We start from the raw sequence: 19,330 nt of genomic DNA, 5'->3' as shown, positions 1-19,330 counted from the left end.
GTTGTTATCGTTGTGTGTTTTTAATTCAGTGGCCGATGGTCATTGCCGCGCCCCGTTTAGGTCGTGTCAGCCACATCAACGCGGCCAGCAGCACGCAGGTGACGCTGGCCATGAAGAACATATCGCTCGTTGCCATCATGAAGGCCTGCTGCATCGTGATCTGATGCAGCGCGCCCAGTTCGCGCGCACCGGTCACGCCCATCGCATGCAGCGTATCGACGAAATGCTGCGTGCCGCCCGATTCTTTCGTGACCGATTGCGAAACCGTTGCATAGTGAAACGTCGCGCGATGATCCCAGAGCGTGACGCTCATCGCGGTGCCGAAAGCGGCGGCCAGCGTGCGCAGAAAATTCGACAGGCTCGATGCGGAAGCCAGTTTGTGATCGGGCACGCGCGAGAGCGTGGCGGCCGTGAGCGGAATAAAAAAGCAGGGCAGGCCAATGCCCTGAATCAGCCCCGGCGTGACGATCTGCGTGAACGTCATCGTCAGCGTGAAATGCGTGTCCCACCAGAGTACGGCGGCAAACACGAGAAAGCCGAAGGTGGCGAGCACGCGCGCGTCGAAGCGATGCGCGTACAGGCCGACGAGGATCGAGAACACCAGCGCAAGAATGCCGAGCGGCGCGGTGGCGAGCCCCGCATGAAATGCGTCGTAGCCCATCACGGCCTGCAGCCAGAGCGGGAACACCACGCCCACCACCGAGAAACTCGCCATGCCAAGCGAGATGATGAGTACGCAGAAAGAGAACGTGCGATCGCGAAAGAGGCTCAGGTCGATCACGGGCTGCGCTTCGCCGGCCTCCCAGAGCAGTAGCGACACCAGCGCGAGCGCGGCGACGATCGCCAGCGTAACGATCAGCGTGGAGTCGAACCAGCCCGCGTCGTGGCCGAGATCGAGCATCGCCTGCAATGCGCCCACGCCGATCACAAGCAGCGCGATGCCGATGTAATCGACCGGCACGCGTTCGCCGCGCTTTGCGTCCTTCCGCAGCATGGTTGCGCAGACAACGAAAGAGAAAAGCCCGATCGGCAAATTGATGAGGAAGATCCATTCCCACGAGAACGCGTCGATCAGATAGCCGCCCACCACGGGGCCGAAGATCGGCGCGAGCAAGACGGTCATGCCCCATAGCGCGAGCGCAAGCGTGCGTTTGTCGCTCGGGAAGGTGCGCAGCAGGATGGTTTGCGAGAGCGGCACCATCGGCCCGGAGCAGAGTCCCTGCAAGGCGCGGCAGATCACCAGCACGTGCAGATCGGCGGCGAGCGCACACATCAGCGAGGTGAGCGTGAACAGCAGCACCGCGCCGATAAAAAGCCGCGTTTCGCCGATTCTGCGCGCGAGCCAGCCGGTCAGCGGCACGGCGATGGCGGCCGCCACCGAGTACGAACTGATCACCCACGTGCCCTGGCTGTTCGCGACGCCCAGGCTGCCCGAAATAGCGGGCACGGCCACGTTGGTGACCGTCGAGTCGAGCACTTCGATAAAGGTGGCCAGCGAGAGCGCGAAGGTCAGCAAGGCAAGGCGCAAGCCGCGCGTGGCGTGGCGTTCCGGCAGCGCGAAGGACGGTGCGGCGCTCATGCGCGAACCACCGCGAGCATGGGCGCAGGCACGGCTTCGTGCGCTGGCTGATGCGCCGGTTCCTGCGTAGCCGATGGCGCGAAACGTTCGATGAAGCGCGCCGCTTCGGCGCAACCGTCGGGCGAGGCCGCGAGCTTGCCGCGCGTCTGTGCGCAGCGCGTGGCGATGCGCGAATCATGCAGCACGCGGGCGAGCGCGTGCGCCAACGCGGCGTTCGTGAACGGCGCATCCAGACGCACGCCGCAGCCCGCATCGGCGACACGCTGCGCATTGTCGAACTGATCGTGCGCGAACGGTGTGACCACTTGCGCAATGCCCGCTTCGAACGCGAGCGACGCGGTGCCGATACCGCCGTGATGCACGAGCGCGCGGCAACGCGGCAGCAGCGCGCGCAACGGCACATAACGTCGATGCAGCAGACGCTGGCGCGGCATATCGCGGTCGCGCTGGGCATCGTCGGGGGCGCTGTCGCCGCCTAGCAGCAGGCCGCGCGTGCCGGTCGCGCGCAAGGCGTGCAGGACCGCTTGCGCGTAGTGCGCGCCGTCCACCAGCGTCGATCCGGCGGTGAAGATCACGGGCGGCTCGCCGGCGGCCAGGAAGGCTTCGAGTTCGGCGTCGGGCGCGCCGTCGTCGAGATCGTTGAAGAGCGGGAAGCCGCTGAGCGTGTGCTGCGCGGGCCAGTCGGGCTGCGGCGGCGCGAACCAGTCGGGAAAGAGGCAGAGCACGCCATCGGTCGAATGCAGCCAGCGGCCGAGGATGCGCTTCGCGGGCGGCAGCGAGAGCTTCGCGCGCAAGGCGTTCAGATGCGGGCCGCACACGGCGTCGAGTACGGCGCGCTCGATCAGCGTCATCAGCGCGGTCTTGATCGGCAAAGGCAGGCCGCGTGGAATCGTCAGGCGCTTGTGGGCGGGCGGCGCGTGCGCCGAAAGCAGTGTCGATGGCGAAACCTGTACGGACACGTACGGCGTGCCGTATTGCTCCTGCAAGAGGCGCGCGGAGAAGGCCCAGAGTGTGCCCACCAGGACCGTATTCGCGTCGAGCCTGGCGTGCAGCGCCTCGTAATGCGGTTCCAGCACGGGCGCAATCAAGGCCCACAACGTCTTGAACGAGGTACGCGGATGCCAGAGTGCAGGATTCGCGAGCGCGGCCGCGTAGTCTTCGGCAAGGCCGATCGCGACGAAATCGAAGCCCTCGCGACGCACCGCCGACTCGAATGGCGGATGCGTGCAGAACACGACGCGATGACCGCGCGCAGCCAGCGCACGGCCGACACCGAGCAGCGGATGCACGTCGCCCGCCGAACCGATCGCCGTGATGATGATCTGTGCCATCGGGCCGCCGCGCGCGTCAGTAGATGCCGGGAATCAGCGCGGCGACTTCGCGGCGGTAGCGCGCGTAGGCATCGCCGAAATGACCGGTGAGCCAGCTTTCCTCGACACGCACCTTGAAGGCCAGCGAGGCGAAAATCAGCACGACGCCCAGCGCGCCGCGCCACGTTTCGCCGATGACCGCGGAACCCGCGAGCGCGATCAGGCAACCGGTGTAGATCGGGTGGCGCACGAGCGCATACGGGCCGCTGCGGATCAGTTCGTGGCCTTCCTTGAGCGTCACGGACACACTCCAGTTCGTGCCCAGATGCAGGCGCGCCCACACCGAAAACAGCAAGCCAGCCACGAGCAGCGCGAGTCCGCCGAACTGCACTGCGCCCAGATGCGACCAGTCCGGCAGCAGCGCATCAAGCGATGGATCGGGCAGGATCACGAGCGCGCCGCCCACGATCAGCGGAATCGACTGCCAGGTGCGCGCGCTGCGCGCTTCCTTGCGCGCGGTGGTCTTGACGGCTTGCGCCGTCGCGATCCAGTACGCAAGCCACAGAAGCCACGGTACGACGATGGCGATACTTTGCACGATATTCATGAGCGGGCCTTGACGATGGGTTCGAGCGTTGCGGCTCAGGAAAGTACGGGCACCTGGAACGGCAGGCGCTGCGGCACGCTGGAGTTGGCGACCGGCGAAAGCTGCGGGATCGGTGCGATGGGCGTGAAGGTCTCGCGCTCGCCGCAGAAGAAGTCGCACAGCACCGTGCGCATCTGTTCCTGCTGCGCGCGGCCTTCGAGATCGAGGAAATGGCCTGCGCCGCGAATCGTCGAGAATTCGGCGTGGCGCACGTAATCGCCGAGGCGTCGCACATCGGCGGCAGTGGTGTAGTCGTCGAGATCGCCGTTGACGAATTTCACGTCGCAATCGATATGGCGAAACTCATTCAGATAGCGCTCCGGTTCCATCGCCAGAATCTGATCGACGTGGAAGGCCACCTGATCCTGTTCGTCGCGCGGCAGACGCGTGAGGTAGCGGTAGTTGTAGAGCTTCATGATGCGCGGTAGATGGCGGCCCACGGTGTCGTTGAGCAGCTGCGCCGCCTGCAGGTTTTCGCCAGCGGCGATGTGGTCGCGCGCGCGGGTGACGTAATCGGTCATTGCGGCGTTGAGGAACGGCGAGAACGACGCGATGGCCGCGCGGCGCACGCTGGCGCAACCGCGCGCGAGTGCGAACAGCGAGGCCACGCCGCCCCACGAAACCGACAGCAGGTACGCCGGACGGAAGCGATCGGCGATGTGCATGAGGATGTCGACTTCGTCGTCCTTGGTGAGCGCGTAGTCGCAGACGTTGTGCTCGCGCGACTGGCCCGCGTAGGGCAGATCGAAGCAGAGCGCATTCACGCGTTCGCCCAGATAGCGGATGGTCTGGCCGAACGACGCGGTGGTCGCCAGTGCGCCATTGACCAGCAGCACGGTATCGAACGACGGATCGAAGCAATGATGCTCGACATAGACTTTGAGGCCACCCGGTAGTGGCAATACCTGCTTCTCGACGGACATGAGATTTTCCCCCCGCATGTAATGCCAGAAAGACGAACGCGACGAACGCACCCGCAGCCGGCCGGATAGCGAAATGACGCCTGTTGGGCGCATCGCATCCAGGATGGCTGCACTCGATTTCGCCAGGGCCGCGCCGCGTACCGATGCGTCGCGCCGCCTGCAATGTGCCGGCCCGTGGCTTGAAAACTTGTCCCCTCCAGGCCGAAGGTCGGGCGCGGCCGTGAGAGGCGGCCGCTTGCGCCTTGTACCGACGCTGTGCCCGATTGCTGCACTGCTTCTAACGCAACAGGTGTGCCATTTCGACTGAGGAATCGCAGCGGGAAGGTCGCGACGGGTGCCGGATCGTTATGGGGCGGGCGTTGCAAGGCGATTACGTTTGAGCGCTTTGCTGCCGTGCGAGAGACCGATGTGCGCACAACGAACGTAACGATGCGCGCGACATTGGGCGTAACGTAATGGCTCATGTTCCGTGTTACGGGGCTGGCCGTAACACCGGTAAACCTGGGTAATGAAACGCCATGCGAATTCGATATTCAGCGCGAATTTGTTAATCGATGCGAAAGGGAATTCGCATAATTGGATCGTGATTTCTGCGGATGAGCCGCGGCGTTTTTTGAAAGTTGCGCGGATGGTTTGCAGATCATTTTCGACCTGTTCATATGGGTAGGTTGCGCGAACATTTCGTCTCGGTCATCCTCGCCGGATATGCCGGGAGCTGTGTCTGTGTTTTGCGATTTAAATAATCGGTAGTGCGTTTTTGTTTTCGTATCGGCGAATAGTTTTTCTCCCATTTCGCGATTCGCTTCCGCGATATCGACCGTCTCGCTGCACTCGCAACTTTCTTTGCGCTCCTATCCCTCTCGTGTTGGCGCTCATGTCACGTTACGCAATTTCGTAACGTCGGTGGATTTCCCTGTTACGTCTAATCAATTCGCATTGACTGCATCGATTTTGATGTCGTGAATGTGCCGTCGTTACGTGTTGTGGCCAGTTTGCTCGCGTTGGCATGGTCTCTGCAGTGTGTGGTCCCGCAGCCGACCGCTGCGATAACCAACCTAAAGAGAGACTAGCGATGGGGAACAACGTGAAGACGCGAATCACCACGATGGCGTTGTGCACCGCGGCAGTTTTCGCCGCGGCGGCCAGCGGTGCAGCACGGGCGGATTCGACGGCGCAGGGGGGCGTGGCAGTGGGGGCGGCGGCCGGAGCAGGCGCCACGCCGGGAACGATTGTGATTGGCGGCGGTATCGTCGGCGTGGCGACGGGCAACGACGTCACCGTGGCGGTGGGCGGCGCGGCTGGGCTCGCGGTGAATTACGGCGGGCAGCCGCTCGCGCAACTCGGCGGGTTGGTGGGGGCGTTGCAGGGCGCGGGTGGGAGTGATCCGCTTGCTCCTGTGACTGGCGCGGTGAGTACGGTTACTGGTGCGTTGTCGGGTGCATCGGGCAGCGACCCGCTTGCGCCTGTGACTGGCGCTGTGAGTACGGTTACTGGTGCGCTGTCGGGTGCAGGCGGTAGCGATCCGCTCGCTCCTGTGACTGGCGCTGTGAGCACGATTACTGGCGCGTTGTCGGGTGCATCGGGCAGCGATCCGCTTGCCCCGGTGACTGGCGCTGTGAGCGCGGTTACCGGTGCGTTGTCGGGAGCGTCGGGCAGCGACCCGCTTGCGCCTGTGACTGGCGCGTTGAGTACGATTACTGGCGCATTGTCGGGTGCTGGCAGTAGTGATCCGCTTGCTCCGGTGACTGGTGCGGTGAGCGCGGTTACTGGCGCATTGTCGGGTGTAGGCGGTAGCGATCCGCTCGCGCCTGTGACCGGTGCGGTGAGCACGATTACTGGCGCGTTGTCGGGTGCATCGGGCAGCGATCCGCTTGCCCCGGTGACTGGCGCTGTGAGCGCGGTTACCGGTGCGTTGTCGGGAGCGTCGGGCAGCGACCCGCTTGCGCCTGTGACTGGCGCGTTGAGTACGATTACTGGCGCATTGTCGGGTGCTGGCAGTAGTGATCCGCTTGCTCCGGTGACGAGCGCAGTGAGCACGGTGACAAGCACGCTGGCTAACGCAGCAGGTAGCGATCCGCTCGTTCCGGTCACCGACGCAGTGAACACCGTAACGAACGCTCTGTCTGGAGCGACTAGTGGCGACCCGCTTGCGCCTGTCACGAACGTTGCCAATGCGGCGACGAGCACGCTCACGAACGCAGCGAACGCCACCACGGGCAATCTCGCGAACACGGTCAACGCCACGACCAGCACGCTCGCAAACGCGGTTAACACCGAAGTGGGCGCGCTGAGCACGGCGTCCGGTACGACGACGGCGAATGTCGCGAATACCGTCGATTCGACGACGGGCATTGTCGCCAATGCACTGAATTCGGGATCGAGCACGCTGGCCAGCACGCTCAACTCGCTGACTTCAGCGGCATCGAGCGCAGCAGGCAGCGACCCGCTCGCGCGAGTGACGAGTGCAGTGAACACGGTAACGAGCACGCTCGCAAATGCAGCAAGCAGCGACCCGCTGACGCCGGTAACAAGCACAGTGAACACGGTGACCAGCACGCTTGCCAACGCGGCAGGCAGCGATCCGCTCGCGCCGGTAACGAGCGCAGTGAACACGGTGACCAGCACGCTCGCAAATGCAGCAAGCAGCGACCCGCTGACGCCGGTAACCAGCGCAGTGAACACGGTAACGAGCACGCTTGCCAACGCAGCAGGCAGCGACCCGCTGACGCCGGTAACGAGCGCGGTGAACACGGTAACCAGCACGCTCGCCAATGCAGCAGGCAGCACGCCGCTCACGCCGATCACGAGCGTCGTCAACACTGTCACCAGCGCGCTCGGCAGCGCGGCAGGCAGCAACCCGCTCACCCCGGTCACATCGGCGGTGAACACGGTCACCACCGCGCTCACCAGCGCCACCGCGCCGCTCACCAGCACCGTCAACACGGTGACGAGCACGCTCGCCAGCGCCAACCCGATCACGCCGATTACCGGTGCGCTCGGCACGGTCACCGGCACGGCTGGCACGCTGACGGGCACGCTCGGCAGCATCGCGAAGACCAACCCGGTCGTGCCGCTGGTTAGCGCGACGACGGGGGCACTCGGCTCGACGCTGGCATCGGCGACCACGGTGACGGCGGCGGTGACGGGCGTAGTCGGCGCGGGCGTGAGCGTCACGAACAGCGCGGCGAATGCGAGCACGGCGACAGCCGGCCAGACGAGCGGCACGGCCAGCTCGAGCGCCACGGGCGCGCTCGCGCCGGTGACGGGCCTGGTGGCCTCGATCGGCTCGACGGCGACGCACGCGGCGGGTTCGGGCAGTGCGCTCGCGCCGGTCACGAGCCTGCTGAGTTCGGTCACGGGCGCCCTGCCCAAGTAACAACGCAATATCAGTTAGTCGAGGGGAACAAGGGCCGATCAACCACAACCAATCAAGGCCCGTTGCAGCACGGAGAAGCCGGCCTCGCGCCGGCTTCTTCTCTTTTATCCCGGGTGAGCTATGATCGCAGCGGTGCGCCAGCACGATCCGTCATCGCTTCATGAAAGGCTTTCACACAGCACGATGAGCAGCCTGCGTCTACATCTCTGTTCGATTCTGGGCACGATCGCGGTTTATCTGCTCACGCTCTGGATCGACGAATTGCTGTTCCTGCACAGCGGATTCCCGCGCTTCGTCGAATGGATCTATCTGCCAACGGGGATTCGCCTGTTGAGCACGCTGCTATTAGGCGTCGATGGCGCGATCGGCCTGCTGATTTCTGCGCTGCTGGTCGATTTTTTCCATTATTTTCCGCACGACCCGGCGCGCGCGATTGCTGGCGCGGTGATCAGTTCGGTGGGACCGTATGCGGTTTACCGGCTGGCGCTGGAGCGCTATGGCCTCAAGGCGTCGCTGGCGAATCTCTCGGCGCGGCGCCTGCTCGTGCTGGCTTTCGCGGTTGCCTTCACGAATTCCACCTTGCATCACGTCTGGTTCGCGCTGGCCGGTTCGACGCCGAATCTGCTGGAGAGCTACAGCATGATGTTCGGCGGCGATCTGCTCGGCGCGCTGATGTTGCTCTATATCGTCAAAGGGCTGCTGACCCTGCTGCCCGCGCAGCCGGGTCGCACGCGCATGACGGACGGCATGTTCCGCATACGCATCGCGCTCGACAGCGCCTATAACAACCAGTTGCGCGAGCGCACCTAGCCGCCTGCAATCAGCTTGCGCCGCGCGGCTTTCACGCGTGCGAGATGCGCGTCGTCCCAGTCGTAGAAGCCCGCGCCGCTGCGCACGCCCACGCGTCCCGCGCTCACCTGCTCGCGCAGCAGATCGATCACGCCTTCGTCCTTCGCGAGTTCGGGCATCAGATGCGATGAAATATCGACGAACGTATCGAGCCCGCCCATATCCGCGCCCTCGAACGGCCCGACGATACCCCAACGCCGCCCCAGCGACGCCTTCATCACGCGATCGACCACTTGCGGGCTCGCCGCGCCCGAACGCACGATATTGAGCGCCTCGCGCAGCACCGCGAATTGCAGCCGGTTGCCGACAAAACCCGGAATCGCTTTCGCGAGCACCACCGGTTCCATGCCGATGGCGCTCATCAAGGCTTCGGTGCGCGCCGTGACGTCGGGCGCGGTGGCGCTGCCCGGCACGACTTCGACGAGCGGAATCATATGCGGCGGATTCCAGAAATGCGCAATCACAAAGCGCTCGGGCGCGCTCAAGGCGCGAGCGAGCAGATCGGGTTCGAAGCCGCTGGTGTTGCTGGCGAAAATCGCATCGGGGGCGAGCACGGCGTCGAGTTGCGCGTAGAGCGCGTGCTTGAGATCGAGCACTTCGGGCACGGCTTCGAATACGAATTGCGCCTGCGCCATTACGTCGAGTTGCGCGCTCGTTTCGATACGCGATAACGCTGCCGCGCGTGCATCCGCATCGATCCGGCCTGTGTCGATCAGTTCGTCGAGGACCGCTTCGGCTTTTGCGCTCACGCTTGCGAGGCGCGCGGCATCGACGTCGTGGACGATCGTACGCAACCCGTGCAGCGCGCATTGCGTCGCGATGCCCACGCCCATCAACCCCGTGCCGACTACGCCTGCTACGGTCACCTTGCTGTCCATGCCGGTTGCCCTCCTTGATTGATCCTGGCTCGACGCTCACTCGAGCGATCAGCAAGCATAACGCTTCGCAACATCCAGGAGGGCGAAGCCGGGCAAGCGGCCCGGCGCGTTGCGATTACGAAAAGCGCGCCATGATATGCCGCGCGCAGGTGTACTCCTCCAGCGCGAACATCGACATATCCTTGCCGTAGCCCGAACGTTTCATGCCGCCGTGCGGCATTTCGCTGACCAGCGTGAAGTGCGTATTGATCCACGTGCAGCCGTATTGCAGTTCGGCTGCCACCTTGAACGCCTTGTTGACGTCGCGGGTCCAGACCGAACTGGCGAGGCCGAAATCCGAATCGTTGGCCCAGTCGATGGCCTGCTCCGTGCCTTCGAAACGCGTCACCGAAACCACCGGCCCGAACACTTCGCGGCGCACGATTTCGTCGTCCTGACGCGCGCCCGCAATGACGGTGGGTTCGTAGAAGAAACCGCGCGTATCGGCAATCTTGCCGCCCGTGGTGATTTCGATGTGCTTCTGGCTGGCGGCGCGCTCGACGAAACTCGCGACGCGTCCGCGCTGGCGCTCGGAGATCAGCGGGCCCATTTCCACGCCTTCCATATGCTGCTCGCCATAACGGATCGAACCGACGGCGCTCGACAGGTCGGCCACCAGTTTGTCGTAGATCTTGCCTTCGGCGTAGACGCGGCACGCGGCCGTGCAATCCTGGCCCGCGTTGTAGAAGCCGAACGTGCGCAAGCCCGCGACGACTTCGTCGAGATCGGCATCGTCGAATACGATCACGGGCGCCTTGCCGCCCAGTTCCAGATGCGTGCGTTTCACCGTTCGCGACGCCGCTTCCAGAATGCGCTGGCCCGTGGAGACATCGCCGGTGATCGAGATCATGCGCACCTGCGGCTGCGTGATGAGCGGCGCGCCCACGGTGTCGCCGCGACCCGTCACGACGTTGATGACGCCTGCGGGAAAGATCGACGCGATCAATTCGGCGAGCTTGAGCGTGGTGAGCGGCGTCTGCTCCGAAGGCTTGAGCACGACCGTGTTGCCCGCGGCCACGGCGGGCGCGAGCTTCCACGCAGCCATCATCAGCGGATAGTTCCAGGGCGCGATGGATGCCACCACGCCAACAGGATCGCGGCGGATCATGCTGGTGTGGCCTTCGAGATATTCGCCGGCGATCGGGCCGTGCTGCGTGCGGCACGCGCCTGCAAAGAAGCGGAATACATCGGCGACGGCGGGGATTTCGTCGTTGAGCGCGCCCAGGTAGGGCTTGCCGCAATTCAGCGATTCGAGCCGCGCGAATTCGGTGGCGCGCGCTTCGATGGCATCGGCGAGCTTGAGCAGCAGCGTCGCACGATCCTTCGGTGTACTACGCGACCATTTGGGCCACGCATGGCTCGCGGCGGCCGTGGCGGCCTGCACCTGTTCGAGCGAGGCTTCGGCTACGAGCGCGATCACTTCGCCCGTCGACGGGTTGAAGATGTTTTCCTTGCTGCCCTGGCCCGGCACGAATTCGCCGCCGATCAAAAGGCTGGTTTGCAACGATTTTTCCATGTGATTTCTCGTGGTGACTGGATGGGCTATGGGTGCCTGAGGGTTTAGCGGCTGCTGCCTGCCGTGCTTTCGGTGTCGCGCGTGAGGTACCACGCGCCAAAAATCGGAATCATCGTGACGGCCATCACCAGCAGCGCGACCACGTTGGTAATGGGCACGTCGCGCGGCCGCGAGAGCTGGTTGAGCAGCCAGATCGGCAGCGTGCGTTCCTGTCCTGCCGTGAACGTCGTGACGATGATTTCGTCGAAGCTCAGCGCGAAGGCGAGGATCGCGCCCGCCAGCAAAGCCGTGGCGATCTGCGGCAGCACGATATGGCGGAAGGTCTGCCAGCCGTCCGCGCCCAGGTCCATGGAAGCTTCGATCAGGCTGGCGGGCATGCGGCGCATCCGCGCGACCACGTTGTTGTAGACCATCACCACGCAGAAGGTGCCATGACCGACGGCAATGGTCCAGAAGCCCAGATCGAGATTCGCGGTCTTGAACGCCGAAAGCAGCGCGATGCCGGTGATGATGCCCGGCAGCGCAATCGGCAGGATCAGCGCGAAAGTGATGGCTTCCTTGCCGAAGAAGTTGCGCCGATAAAGCGCGCCCGCGGCCGCCGTGCCGAGGATCACGGCCAGCAGCGTGGCGAGCGCCGCCACTTTCACGGAGAGCCACGCGGCGTCGAGCATATCGTCGCGGGCGAAGGCATCGGCGAACCAGTGCAGCGTGAAGCCCTTGAGCGGGAAGCTGAACGCGCTGGTTTCGGTGTTGAACGCGTAGAGCGCGACCACCAGAATCGGCAGATGCAGGAAGGCGAGGCCGCCCCAGGCGGCGCAGCGCAACAGGCGCGAGGGTTGGGCGTCAGAGTGCATCGAAGGCTCCGAGTCGGCGGGCGATGACGAGATACACGCCGATCAGCAGCATCGGCACGACGGTGAAGGCGGCGGCCATCGGCACGTTGCCGATCGAGCCTTGCATCGTATAGACCATGGTGCCGATAAAGAGCCCGCTCGGGCCGACCAGTTGCGGGATGATGTAGTCGCCGAGCGTGAGCGAAAACGTGAAGATCGAACCCGCGACAATGCCCGGAAACGCCAGCGGCAGCACCACGGTGCGAAAGGTCTGGCCCGGATGCGCGCCCAGATCGGCGGAGGCTTGCAGCAGGTTGCCGGGAATGCGTTCGATGGCGGCCTGGATCGGCAGGATCATGAACGGCAGCCAGATATAGGTGAACACCAGAAAGCGGCCGATATTCGAAGTCGACAGCGAATCGCCGCCAATCACCGGCACACGCAGCAGCGCATCGAGCGCGCCGCGCAGATGCAGCATGTCGATCAGCCAGTAGAGTATGCCGCCTTGCGCGAGAATCACGGTCCACGCATAGACCTTGACGATATAGCTCGCCCACATCGGCAGCATCACGGCCACATAAAACAGGCCTTTTTTCCAGCCCTTGGCGTAGCGCGCCATGTAATACGCGACGGGGAAGGCGAGCAGCGCGCTCGCCAGCGTGACGCAGCAGGCCATCGCCGTGGTGCGCAGAATGACGTCGAGATTCGCGGCGTCGCGGATCAGCGCCAGATAGTTCGCGAGCGTGAAATCGGGGCTCACGGCCATCGTGAAGTCGTCGAAGCGCCACACGCTTTGCAGCAGCAGCGCGAACAGCGACCCCAGATACACCACGCCGAACCATAGCAGCGGCGGCAACAGCAGCATCAGCAGATAGAGATTCGCGTGGCGGTGCAGGAAGCCGCAGATGCGGCGCACGAGACCGTCGCGCGCGATCGGCGTGCGTGGTACGGCGGAATTCGACGTCGTCGCCATGCTCATCTCCGTTGCTCCAGCGCGACCATCGAACGGCGCGGCCACGCGAGCGTCACCTGCGCGCCGACCTGTGGCAGTGCGCTGCTCGCATCGTCCTGATTGGCGACGGTGACCGCCAGCATTTGTCCCGCTTCGGAGCGCACTTCGTAGCGGCTCGTCGCGCCGTAATACTGGATATCGAAGAGTGTGCCGGGCAGGCGCACATCGTCGGCGCCCGTGTTTGCCGTATCGATAAAGCGGATATGCTCGGGCCGGATCGAAAACGGTTGAGTGCTGCCGACGCGTTGTAATGAAGCGGCATCCGCAATTACATTAGATGTGCCAACGAAATCGGCAACAAAGGACGTGGCCGGGCGCGTGTAGAGATTGCGCGGCGTATCGACCTGCTCGATGCGTCCCTGGTTGAACACGGCCACACGATCCGACATCGACAGCGCTTCGCCCTGATCGTGCGTGACATAGACGAAGGTGACGCCGAGCTTGCGTTGCAGCGTCTTGAGCTCCGTTTGCATCTGCTCGCGCAGCTTGAGGTCGAGCGCGCCCAAAGGCTCGTCGAGTAACAGGATGCGCGGGCGCCGCACCAGCGCGCGCGCCAGCGCCACGCGCTGCCGCTGGCCGCCCGAAAGCTGGCCAGGGCGCCGCGCGCCATAACCGCCCAGCGCGACCAGATCGAGCGCTTCCTCCGCCTCGCGATGGCGCGTGCGCTTGTCCACGCCGCTCACCAGCAGCCCATACGCCACGTTGTCGCGGATATTCATATGCGGGAACAGCGCGTAGTCCTGGAACACCGTGTTGACGTCGCGCTGATACGGCGGCAGGCCGGTGGCGTCGCGGCCGTGCAGCACCACGCGGCCCGCGCTGGGCTGCTCGAAGCCCGCAATGAGACGCAGACAGGTGGTCTTGCCCGAGCCGGACGGCCCGAGCATCGAGAAGAATTCGCCGTCCTCGACCACGAGTGAGACGTCGTCCACGGCGCGCACGCCGTCATAGTGGCGCGAGACTTTCGAAAATTCGACTGCGCTGTTCATAGCGGTTCCTGCGAGATGCGTGAGTATGGGCGGCGAGACAGATAGTACGGATTCCTATCGTCCGCCCATGATCGAGATGAAGTCCTGGGTCCAGCGGCTGTACGGCACGCATTGCCCTTGTGCGCAGCTTGCGACCGGCGTTTTCCAGAAGTGAATCTGGTCGAAGCGGTCATAGCCGTTGGCCGCGCAGAAGTTCGAGCCGCCCACGGCCTTCTGGTTGCAGCCGCCCGCGATTACCGGATTCGAGCCGAACCACTCGGCCAGATCGGCCTGCAGTTTGCGATTGAGCGACCAGTTCATCCACTTGTAGGCGCACACCGGATGCGGCGCGTCGGCGTGAAGCATGGTCGTGTCGGCCCAGCCGGTTGCGCCTTCCTGCGGAATCGTCGCGGCGATCGGGAATTTCTCGCCCTGCAGCGAATTGACCGTATAGCCCCACGCGCTCGATACAGCGATACCTTCGTTCTTGAAGTCGTTCATCTGCACGGTCACGTCATGCCAGTAGCGATGCACGAGCGGCTTTTGCGCGCGTAGTACCTTGAGCACTTCGGCGTATTGCGCTTCGTTCAGTTCATACGGGTCCTTGATGCCGAGCGCCGGATTCTTGTGCATCAGATAGACGGCGGCATCGGCCACGTAGATCGCGCCGTTATAGGCCTGCACGCGGCCCTTGTTGCTCTTGCCGTCGGGCAGCGTCTGCTGCTCGAATACCACCGACCACGAAGTGGGCGCCTTCGGGAAAATCTTCGTGTTATAGGCGAGGAAGTTCGCGCCCCACTGATAGGGCACGCCGTAATGCACGCCGTTGACCGTGTGCCACGGCGCATTCTGCAGGCGCGGCTCGATGGTGCTCCATGCGGGAATCAGCGCCGTGTTGATCGGCTGCACCTTCTTGCCGTAGACGAGGCGCAGGCTCGCATCGCCCGATGCCGTCACAAGGTCGTAGCCGCCCTGGTTCATCAGCGTGACCATTTCGTCGGAGGTCGCGGCGGTCTTCACGTTGACCTTGCAACCACTTTCCTTTTCGAAGCCGGTGACCCAGTCGTATTTCTTGTCGGTGTCGCCGCGTTCAATATAGCCGGGCCACGCGATGATATTGACCTGGCCTTCGGGCTTGCCGAGTTGCTTGAGCGGCTCGGACGGCGCGGTGGCGCTGGCGAGCCCTGCGTTGACGAAGGTGGCAAGGGCGATAGCGACGGCCAGTTTTGAGTTGTGCGACATGCTCCGGGTCCTCGTCGGTGGTGTTCTTTGGCGGCGCGCCGCAGGCGTGGCGGGCGGCGTTTGAGGCGATGCGCTGAAGGTCGGAGCTATTCTAGGAGGCAGTGTTTTTTGTCAGCCAGACCGAAACCCAGATACGAGCTATCGGCAAAACCGAATGCTATGCGTGTGCGAACGGCCAGAAAAGCGCGGGAGAAGAGAGGAAGTCGCGCCGCTCCGTAGAAACCCGAACGGCGATGTAAGCGGAATAAACTGTCTTCGCTATTTGCGAATGCAATTTCGCATGTATCGGAAATTCAGATCGAATTCTTGTTGTGCGTGCGCGAATACTCGCGGGCGACCACCAGAAAGTGCTGCACCATCTCCGGCAGCGCAAGGCTGCGCCGCCACGCGATGCCGATATCGACCGTGGGCATGTCGCCCAGAATCTTGCGCACTTCGAGCCGGTCGCCGTCGAGCGACCATGGGCGATACAGCACGTCCGGCAGGATCGACAGACACGCGCCCGTGGCGACCAGACTGCGCACCGCTTCCACGGAAGCCGTGCGCATGACCGTATTCGGCCGCAAGCCGGCGGCGCGCCAGAAAGCCGTGGTGTTGTCTTCGAGTTCGTCCACCTTCAGCATGATCATGCCTTCGTTGGCGATCTCCTGAAGCGAGATGCTGCCGAGCCCGCGCAACGCATGATTGGCGGGAAGCCACAAACGCCAGGCGGCTTGAATGAGCGATTCGGTTTCGATCGCCTGACTGTTTTCCACGTTCGAGACGATCAGCACGGCGACATCGAGTTCGCCATTTACCAGCAGATGCTCGATGTAATCGCGCTGATCCTCGATCACCTGCACTTCGACTTTCGGATAAACGCGCTTGTAGTGATCGAGCAGATGGGGCAGGAAATAGCCCGTCATCAGGCTCGTGACGCCCACATTCAATCGGCCGGTTCGTGCATCGGGCCGCGCGGATAGCGCTTGCTGCGCGTTGCGCACGGCCGCCAGGATCTGATGCGCGTGACGCAGGAACTGATGCCCCGCATGCGTGAGCACCATGCCGCGCGCGTGGCGCACGAACAGTTGCGCGCCCAGTTCGCTTTCGAGTCCCTTGATGGCTTCGGTGATAACCGACTGCGAAATATTGAGCGTTTGCGTCGCGCCCGTGACTGATTCGGCTTCGGCGACAGCGATGAAATAGCGCACGCTCTTGACGGAAAGGCTCATGCGGGGCGAACGGTTGGCCGGTTTTTTAGGATGAGGAAGTATATATCGGGTGAGTAGGCCTGAATCAATGCGTAATGGCTTTCGCTTTTCACAAGTAGCGATTTCGTGTGACCATGCTTGCCGATTTCTCTATCCGCCAACTATTCATGACCGGGATTGCGTTGTGACTCGCCTGTGCGTCGTACCTTGATGTTGGGTTTATCCGCGCTTGCCGGTGCGGTTTTACTGCCGGCGGCGCGTGCCGCGAATGCCCCAGCCCTCGCCGATATCGAGCGTCGCCACGGCGGGCGTCTTGGCGTCCATGCAATCGATACGGGCTCGGGCCGCGTACTCGAACATCGCGCGGACGAACGCTTTCTGATGTGCAGCACTTTCAAGGGCATGCTTGCGGCGCAAGTGCTGGCGCGCGTCGATGCGGGCAAGGAGCAACTGGATCGGCTCGTGCACTACACGGCGCAGGATCTGATTTTTACTTCGCCGGTTACCAAAGCGAATTTGGCGCGTAATGCTTTGCCGGTGCGCGCGCTCTGCCAGGCGATCATCGAAGAAAGCGACAACACGGCGGCGATTTTGCTGATGCGTAGCGTCGGCGGTCCGCCTGCGCTCACGCAATTCCTGCGCAATATCGGCGACAACGTGACGCGCTCGGATCGTTACGACCTCACTCCAATCACAACGACGGCGTGCTCGACACCACGACGCCGCGTGCGATTGTCACTTCGGCGCGGGCTGTGTTGCTGGGCGAGGTGCTGAGCGCGGGCTCGCGTGTGCAACTGGAGCAATGGATGGTGGCCTGCAAGCCGGGACTCAATCGATTACGCGCGGTTTTGCCGGGCGACTGGCAAGCGGCGGATCGTCCCGGCACAAGCGTGGAAGCGGAAACCAACGACTACGCGCTGGTGCGTCCACCCGGCCGCGCGCCTTTGCTGATTGCTGCGTATTACGACGCGCCCGGTGCGAGCATGGATGCACGCGAAGCGGTACTGCGCGAAGCAGGCAAGGTATTCGTGCAATGGGCGACGGCGGCGTGATACGCGGGGAAACAGGGCCGGCGGGGCAAGGGGGCCGCAATGGTCAGATCGACATCATGCGCGGCATTGCGATTCTGCTCGTTCTATTTCACCACTTCAATATCGCATATCGGCTGAATGACACGGCGCTGGCGCGCGCGATCGGCTGGGATGCAGTGCGGGCCGTTGCGCGCAACGGCAACTATGGCGTGACGATGTTCTTCGTGATTTCGGGCTATCTGATTACGACGAACGCCCTTAAACGCTGGAATGACTTGCGCAATATCGAACTAATTTTGCATGCGCAGCTTCAACCTCGTGAGGCTGCGATCGGCAGCGCGCGACCCGAACAGGTCCGTCGGCGTTCCAGACAAGAAGCTTGCAACGCCGCGTCCAATTGTTGGGTTAGTGCCCGCGAAGTACGCTTTCCACGCTGGCCTTTTCTCTTACTGACTGGACCTTTCACCTGCAAAAGAGGTGACAGTATCAGGCTTGTACGAATCAACCATCAGACGGATGGCTAAACTTGCCTTTCGTTGTGGGCCGCAATTACAAGCGCCGTCTTATAACAGACTCGAAATTTGCGCGCAGCCACACGTTGCACGGTGGCCGTGCCGGGCGATCGGCACGCCGTTGTCAGTGGTCGTTGCATCGCCCTCCTCAATCACGTTTGGCTTGACGTCGGGGTGTTGTGGGCACGACACCTCGTCACCTTTTCGCGCCAGGTATCGACCGTCGAAACGCATACTCGAAGAACCGGTGACGACCTTTCTGCCGTGGTCAGTGTCGTCGCCGACGCGGATTAAATTGATCAATTGTCACTCTTCAAATAGATATAGCTTTCACTTGTAGCGAAAATACAGAACGCCAAAGTTAGGCAGCTTGTTCTCGCCGCGCGCCTCCCTGGACGTCTTGCGCAAATCGATATTCTCGACGTCGGGCCAACCAAAAGTCCTGAATACGGTCTCGGCGATTTTCACGAAGCCCATGAATCTTCGTGAAATACGCAATGCGATCAGCCCGGAAATCAGCAGCCAGAAAGCGAGTCCGGGCACGATGGCAAACTTGAGAATATCGGCACTCATGAAAAACTGAATGCCTTGCTGGATCAGTACGACAAGCATTCCCACGACAAAGATTGACATCGCGCTCCAGAGCCAGATCTTGAGGGATTTTTTGTAATGGACTTTCCGGCCCGCTGTCGAGTGAGGATAGACAGCGAGCAGATCGTCGCTTTCCCGTTTGACGGCGTAGGCGACATAACGATCGGTCCCGATCTGGTCGGCGACAACTTCCACCTGGTCGCCGTTGCGCATCGGCATCATCCAGAGCCAGCCCTTGATGCGCTTGCCATCGAGTTCGAACTCGACCCAGTCGGCTTCCTCGTCGGAATTGCCGGCCATGCCGATCAGGCCGATGCCAGCGGCGCCCGCGCCCAGCGCAGAGGCCGCAATGGCGGTTGCGTCAATCTGTTGATGCTCGACTTCGGTCAGCACGAAATCGTCGCTGCGCTTCGATCGCTGCAGATTCGAAATGACGCCTTTTAGCAGGACTGCAGTTTGCATCGGATTATCTTTTCTCATTAGATTTTGGTCATGGCGTCGGCATAATCCTTCTCTTGCTGAGCGGGGTCGGTGTAACGCTGAACACTATGATTTGCCAAGCGTAGAATCTTCTCCTGGCCGGTGCCAAATGCGCAACGGGAACACCAGGATTCAAGCGCATCCGGCGTCAGCCAGGTGGCCAAGGTCTGGAGCACGATCAAGCCCACCGTTGCTTCCCAGCCAATCAGCATGCCGACCGAGCGCAAGGCTGCCCACGCGATCATTCGTCCGGAAACGACCTCCACGGCTTCGATGACTGCATACGTGCCGTACTGGACGGCGAGTCTCTTGAGCAGGGGCGCGGCCGTGCTGATGGCATCTCTGGTGAACGTGA

The 19,330-nt window shown here is 62.9% G+C and carries 18 protein-coding genes and 1 pseudogene; 5 read left to right on the top strand and 14 right to left on the bottom strand.

Going from position 1 to position 19,330, the window contains the following annotated elements; all coding sequences use genetic code 11:
- Nucleotides 1-25: 25 nt before the first annotated feature.
- Genes U5A67_RS24490 through U5A67_RS24475 form a run of 4 tightly spaced genes read right to left on the bottom strand, consistent with a single transcriptional unit; the run spans nt 26 to nt 4,458 of the window.
- On the bottom strand, nt 26-1,579 hold the full coding sequence (locus U5A67_RS24490) for a DHA2 family efflux MFS transporter permease subunit (RefSeq protein WP_321816401.1): 1,554 nt from the start codon (nt 1,577-1,579) through the stop codon (nt 26-28).
- A complete protein-coding gene (locus U5A67_RS24485; protein ID WP_321816402.1) occupies nt 1,576-2,910 on the bottom strand; it encodes a glycosyltransferase in 1,335 nt (444 codons plus the stop codon). The genes U5A67_RS24490 and U5A67_RS24485 overlap by 4 nt, the downstream gene beginning before the upstream one ends.
- Nucleotides 2,911-2,926: 16 nt before the next feature.
- Complete coding sequence (locus U5A67_RS24480; RefSeq protein ID WP_321816403.1) at nt 2,927-3,496, bottom strand: isoprenylcysteine carboxylmethyltransferase family protein; 570 nt, start codon at nt 3,494-3,496, stop codon at nt 2,927-2,929.
- Between the two features lie 35 nt (nt 3,497-3,531).
- Entirely contained in the window at nt 3,532-4,458 is a 927-nt protein-coding gene (locus tag U5A67_RS24475) for an alpha/beta fold hydrolase (protein ID WP_205980462.1), read from the bottom strand.
- 1,084 nt (nt 4,459-5,542) lie between these two features.
- On the opposite strand from U5A67_RS24475, the gene U5A67_RS24470 reads away from it, so the two are divergent.
- The gene (locus tag U5A67_RS24470; protein ID WP_321816404.1) at nt 5,543-7,834 is read left to right on the top strand and encodes a hypothetical protein; all 2,292 of its coding nucleotides are present in this window, start codon (nt 5,543-5,545) and stop codon (nt 7,832-7,834) included.
- A gap of 183 nt (nt 7,835-8,017) precedes the next feature.
- Nucleotides 8,018-8,644, top strand: coding sequence for a hypothetical protein (locus U5A67_RS24465; RefSeq protein WP_205980464.1), 627 nt, complete (start codon nt 8,018-8,020; stop codon nt 8,642-8,644).
- On the opposite strand, the gene U5A67_RS24460 is transcribed toward U5A67_RS24465, so the two are convergent.
- The 7 genes from U5A67_RS24460 to U5A67_RS24430 form a co-directional block, all read right to left on the bottom strand.
- Nucleotides 8,641-9,561, bottom strand: a complete 921-nt coding sequence (locus tag U5A67_RS24460; protein ID WP_321816405.1) for a 3-hydroxyacyl-CoA dehydrogenase family protein — start codon at nt 9,559-9,561, stop codon at nt 8,641-8,643. The two genes, U5A67_RS24465 and U5A67_RS24460, sit on opposite strands and share 4 nt — an antisense overlap.
- A gap of 115 nt (nt 9,562-9,676) precedes the next feature.
- Nucleotides 9,677-11,116, bottom strand: coding sequence for a gamma-aminobutyraldehyde dehydrogenase (locus U5A67_RS24455; protein WP_321816406.1), 1,440 nt, complete (start codon nt 11,114-11,116; stop codon nt 9,677-9,679).
- Nucleotides 11,117-11,160: 44 nt separating this feature from the next.
- A complete protein-coding gene (locus U5A67_RS24450) occupies nt 11,161-11,970 on the bottom strand; it encodes an ABC transporter permease (RefSeq protein ID WP_321816407.1) in 810 nt (269 codons plus the stop codon).
- On the bottom strand, nt 11,960-12,922 hold the full coding sequence (locus tag U5A67_RS24445) for an ABC transporter permease (protein WP_321816408.1): 963 nt from the start codon (nt 12,920-12,922) through the stop codon (nt 11,960-11,962). The genes U5A67_RS24450 and U5A67_RS24445 overlap by 11 nt, the downstream gene beginning before the upstream one ends.
- A gap of 2 nt (nt 12,923-12,924) precedes the next feature.
- Nucleotides 12,925-13,950 carry an ABC transporter ATP-binding protein gene (locus U5A67_RS24440; protein WP_321816409.1) on the bottom strand — a complete coding sequence of 342 codons (1,026 nt, stop codon included), beginning with the start codon at nt 13,948-13,950 and terminating at the stop codon, nt 12,925-12,927.
- 54 nt (nt 13,951-14,004) lie between these two features.
- Nucleotides 14,005-15,171, bottom strand: a complete 1,167-nt coding sequence (locus tag U5A67_RS24435) for an ABC transporter substrate-binding protein (RefSeq protein ID WP_321816410.1) — start codon at nt 15,169-15,171, stop codon at nt 14,005-14,007.
- 293 nt (nt 15,172-15,464) lie between these two features.
- Nucleotides 15,465-16,382: a LysR substrate-binding domain-containing protein gene (locus U5A67_RS24430; protein WP_321816411.1), complete on the bottom strand. Its 918-nt coding sequence runs from the start codon at nt 16,380-16,382 to the stop codon at nt 15,465-15,467.
- A gap of 189 nt (nt 16,383-16,571) precedes the next feature.
- Between U5A67_RS24430 and U5A67_RS24425 the strand changes: the two genes are divergently transcribed.
- The 3 genes and pseudogenes from U5A67_RS24425 to U5A67_RS24420 all read left to right on the top strand — a co-directional run.
- Entirely contained in the window at nt 16,572-17,135 is a 564-nt protein-coding gene (locus tag U5A67_RS24425) for a serine hydrolase (RefSeq protein WP_415767923.1), read from the top strand.
- A complete protein-coding gene (locus U5A67_RS40745; protein WP_415767922.1) occupies nt 17,066-17,413 on the top strand; it encodes a serine hydrolase in 348 nt (115 codons plus the stop codon). The genes U5A67_RS24425 and U5A67_RS40745 overlap by 70 nt, the downstream gene beginning before the upstream one ends.
- Nucleotides 17,395-17,685 (top strand): annotated as a pseudogene (locus U5A67_RS24420) (acyltransferase family protein); the annotation flags it as partial. The gene U5A67_RS40745 and the pseudogene U5A67_RS24420, both read left to right, overlap by 19 nt.
- Nucleotides 17,686-17,955: 270 nt before the next feature.
- Here U5A67_RS24420 and U5A67_RS24415 read toward each other — a convergent pair.
- From U5A67_RS24415 to U5A67_RS24405, 3 genes are read right to left on the bottom strand one after another with little or no spacing between them, the layout of a single operon-like run.
- Nucleotides 17,956-18,207, bottom strand: coding sequence for a PAAR domain-containing protein (locus U5A67_RS24415; RefSeq protein WP_321816412.1), 252 nt, complete (start codon nt 18,205-18,207; stop codon nt 17,956-17,958).
- Nucleotides 18,208-18,234: 27 nt separating this feature from the next.
- Nucleotides 18,235-18,957 carry a putative type VI secretion system effector gene (locus U5A67_RS24410; protein WP_321959745.1) on the bottom strand — a complete coding sequence of 241 codons (723 nt, stop codon included), beginning with the start codon at nt 18,955-18,957 and terminating at the stop codon, nt 18,235-18,237.
- A gap of 17 nt (nt 18,958-18,974) precedes the next feature.
- Nucleotides 18,975-19,241, bottom strand: coding sequence for a hypothetical protein (locus U5A67_RS24405; RefSeq protein ID WP_321816414.1), 267 nt, complete (start codon nt 19,239-19,241; stop codon nt 18,975-18,977).
- Between the last annotated feature and the right edge of the window lie 89 nt (nt 19,242-19,330).

Origin of the sequence: Paraburkholderia sp. J69-1, assembly GCF_905220255.1 — a bacterium.
Classification (GTDB): Bacteria; Pseudomonadota; Gammaproteobacteria; order Burkholderiales; family Burkholderiaceae; genus Paraburkholderia.
This window is presented reverse-complemented; position numbering and strand designations above follow the sequence as displayed.

Excerpts from the sequence above, each read along its gene's own strand:
- U5A67_RS24490 (WP_321816401.1), bottom strand. The coding sequence starts at position 1,579 with ATGAGCGCCGCACCGTCCTTCGCGCTGCCGGAACGCCACGCCACGCGC.
- U5A67_RS24485 (WP_321816402.1), bottom strand. The coding sequence starts at position 2,910 with ATGGCACAGATCATCATCACGGCGATCGGTTCGGCGGGCGACGTGCAT.
- U5A67_RS24480 (WP_321816403.1), bottom strand. The coding sequence starts at position 3,496 with ATGAATATCGTGCAAAGTATCGCCATCGTCGTACCGTGGCTTCTGTGG.
- U5A67_RS24475 (WP_205980462.1), bottom strand. The coding sequence starts at position 4,458 with ATGTCCGTCGAGAAGCAGGTATTGCCACTACCGGGTGGCCTCAAAGTC.
- U5A67_RS24465 (WP_205980464.1), top strand. The coding sequence starts at position 8,018 with ATGAGCAGCCTGCGTCTACATCTCTGTTCGATTCTGGGCACGATCGCG.
- U5A67_RS24460 (WP_321816405.1), bottom strand. The coding sequence starts at position 9,561 with ATGGACAGCAAGGTGACCGTAGCAGGCGTAGTCGGCACGGGGTTGATG.
- U5A67_RS24455 (WP_321816406.1), bottom strand. The coding sequence starts at position 11,116 with ATGGAAAAATCGTTGCAAACCAGCCTTTTGATCGGCGGCGAATTCGTG.
- U5A67_RS24450 (WP_321816407.1), bottom strand. The coding sequence starts at position 11,970 with ATGCACTCTGACGCCCAACCCTCGCGCCTGTTGCGCTGCGCCGCCTGG.
- U5A67_RS24445 (WP_321816408.1), bottom strand. The coding sequence starts at position 12,922 with ATGGCGACGACGTCGAATTCCGCCGTACCACGCACGCCGATCGCGCGC.
- U5A67_RS24440 (WP_321816409.1), bottom strand. The coding sequence starts at position 13,950 with ATGAACAGCGCAGTCGAATTTTCGAAAGTCTCGCGCCACTATGACGGC.
- U5A67_RS24435 (WP_321816410.1), bottom strand. The coding sequence starts at position 15,171 with ATGTCGCACAACTCAAAACTGGCCGTCGCTATCGCCCTTGCCACCTTC.
- U5A67_RS24430 (WP_321816411.1), bottom strand. The coding sequence starts at position 16,382 with ATGAGCCTTTCCGTCAAGAGCGTGCGCTATTTCATCGCTGTCGCCGAA.
- U5A67_RS24425 (WP_415767923.1), top strand. The coding sequence starts at position 16,572 with ATGTTGGGTTTATCCGCGCTTGCCGGTGCGGTTTTACTGCCGGCGGCG.
- U5A67_RS24410 (WP_321959745.1), bottom strand. The coding sequence starts at position 18,957 with ATGCAAACTGCAGTCCTGCTAAAAGGCGTCATTTCGAATCTGCAGCGA.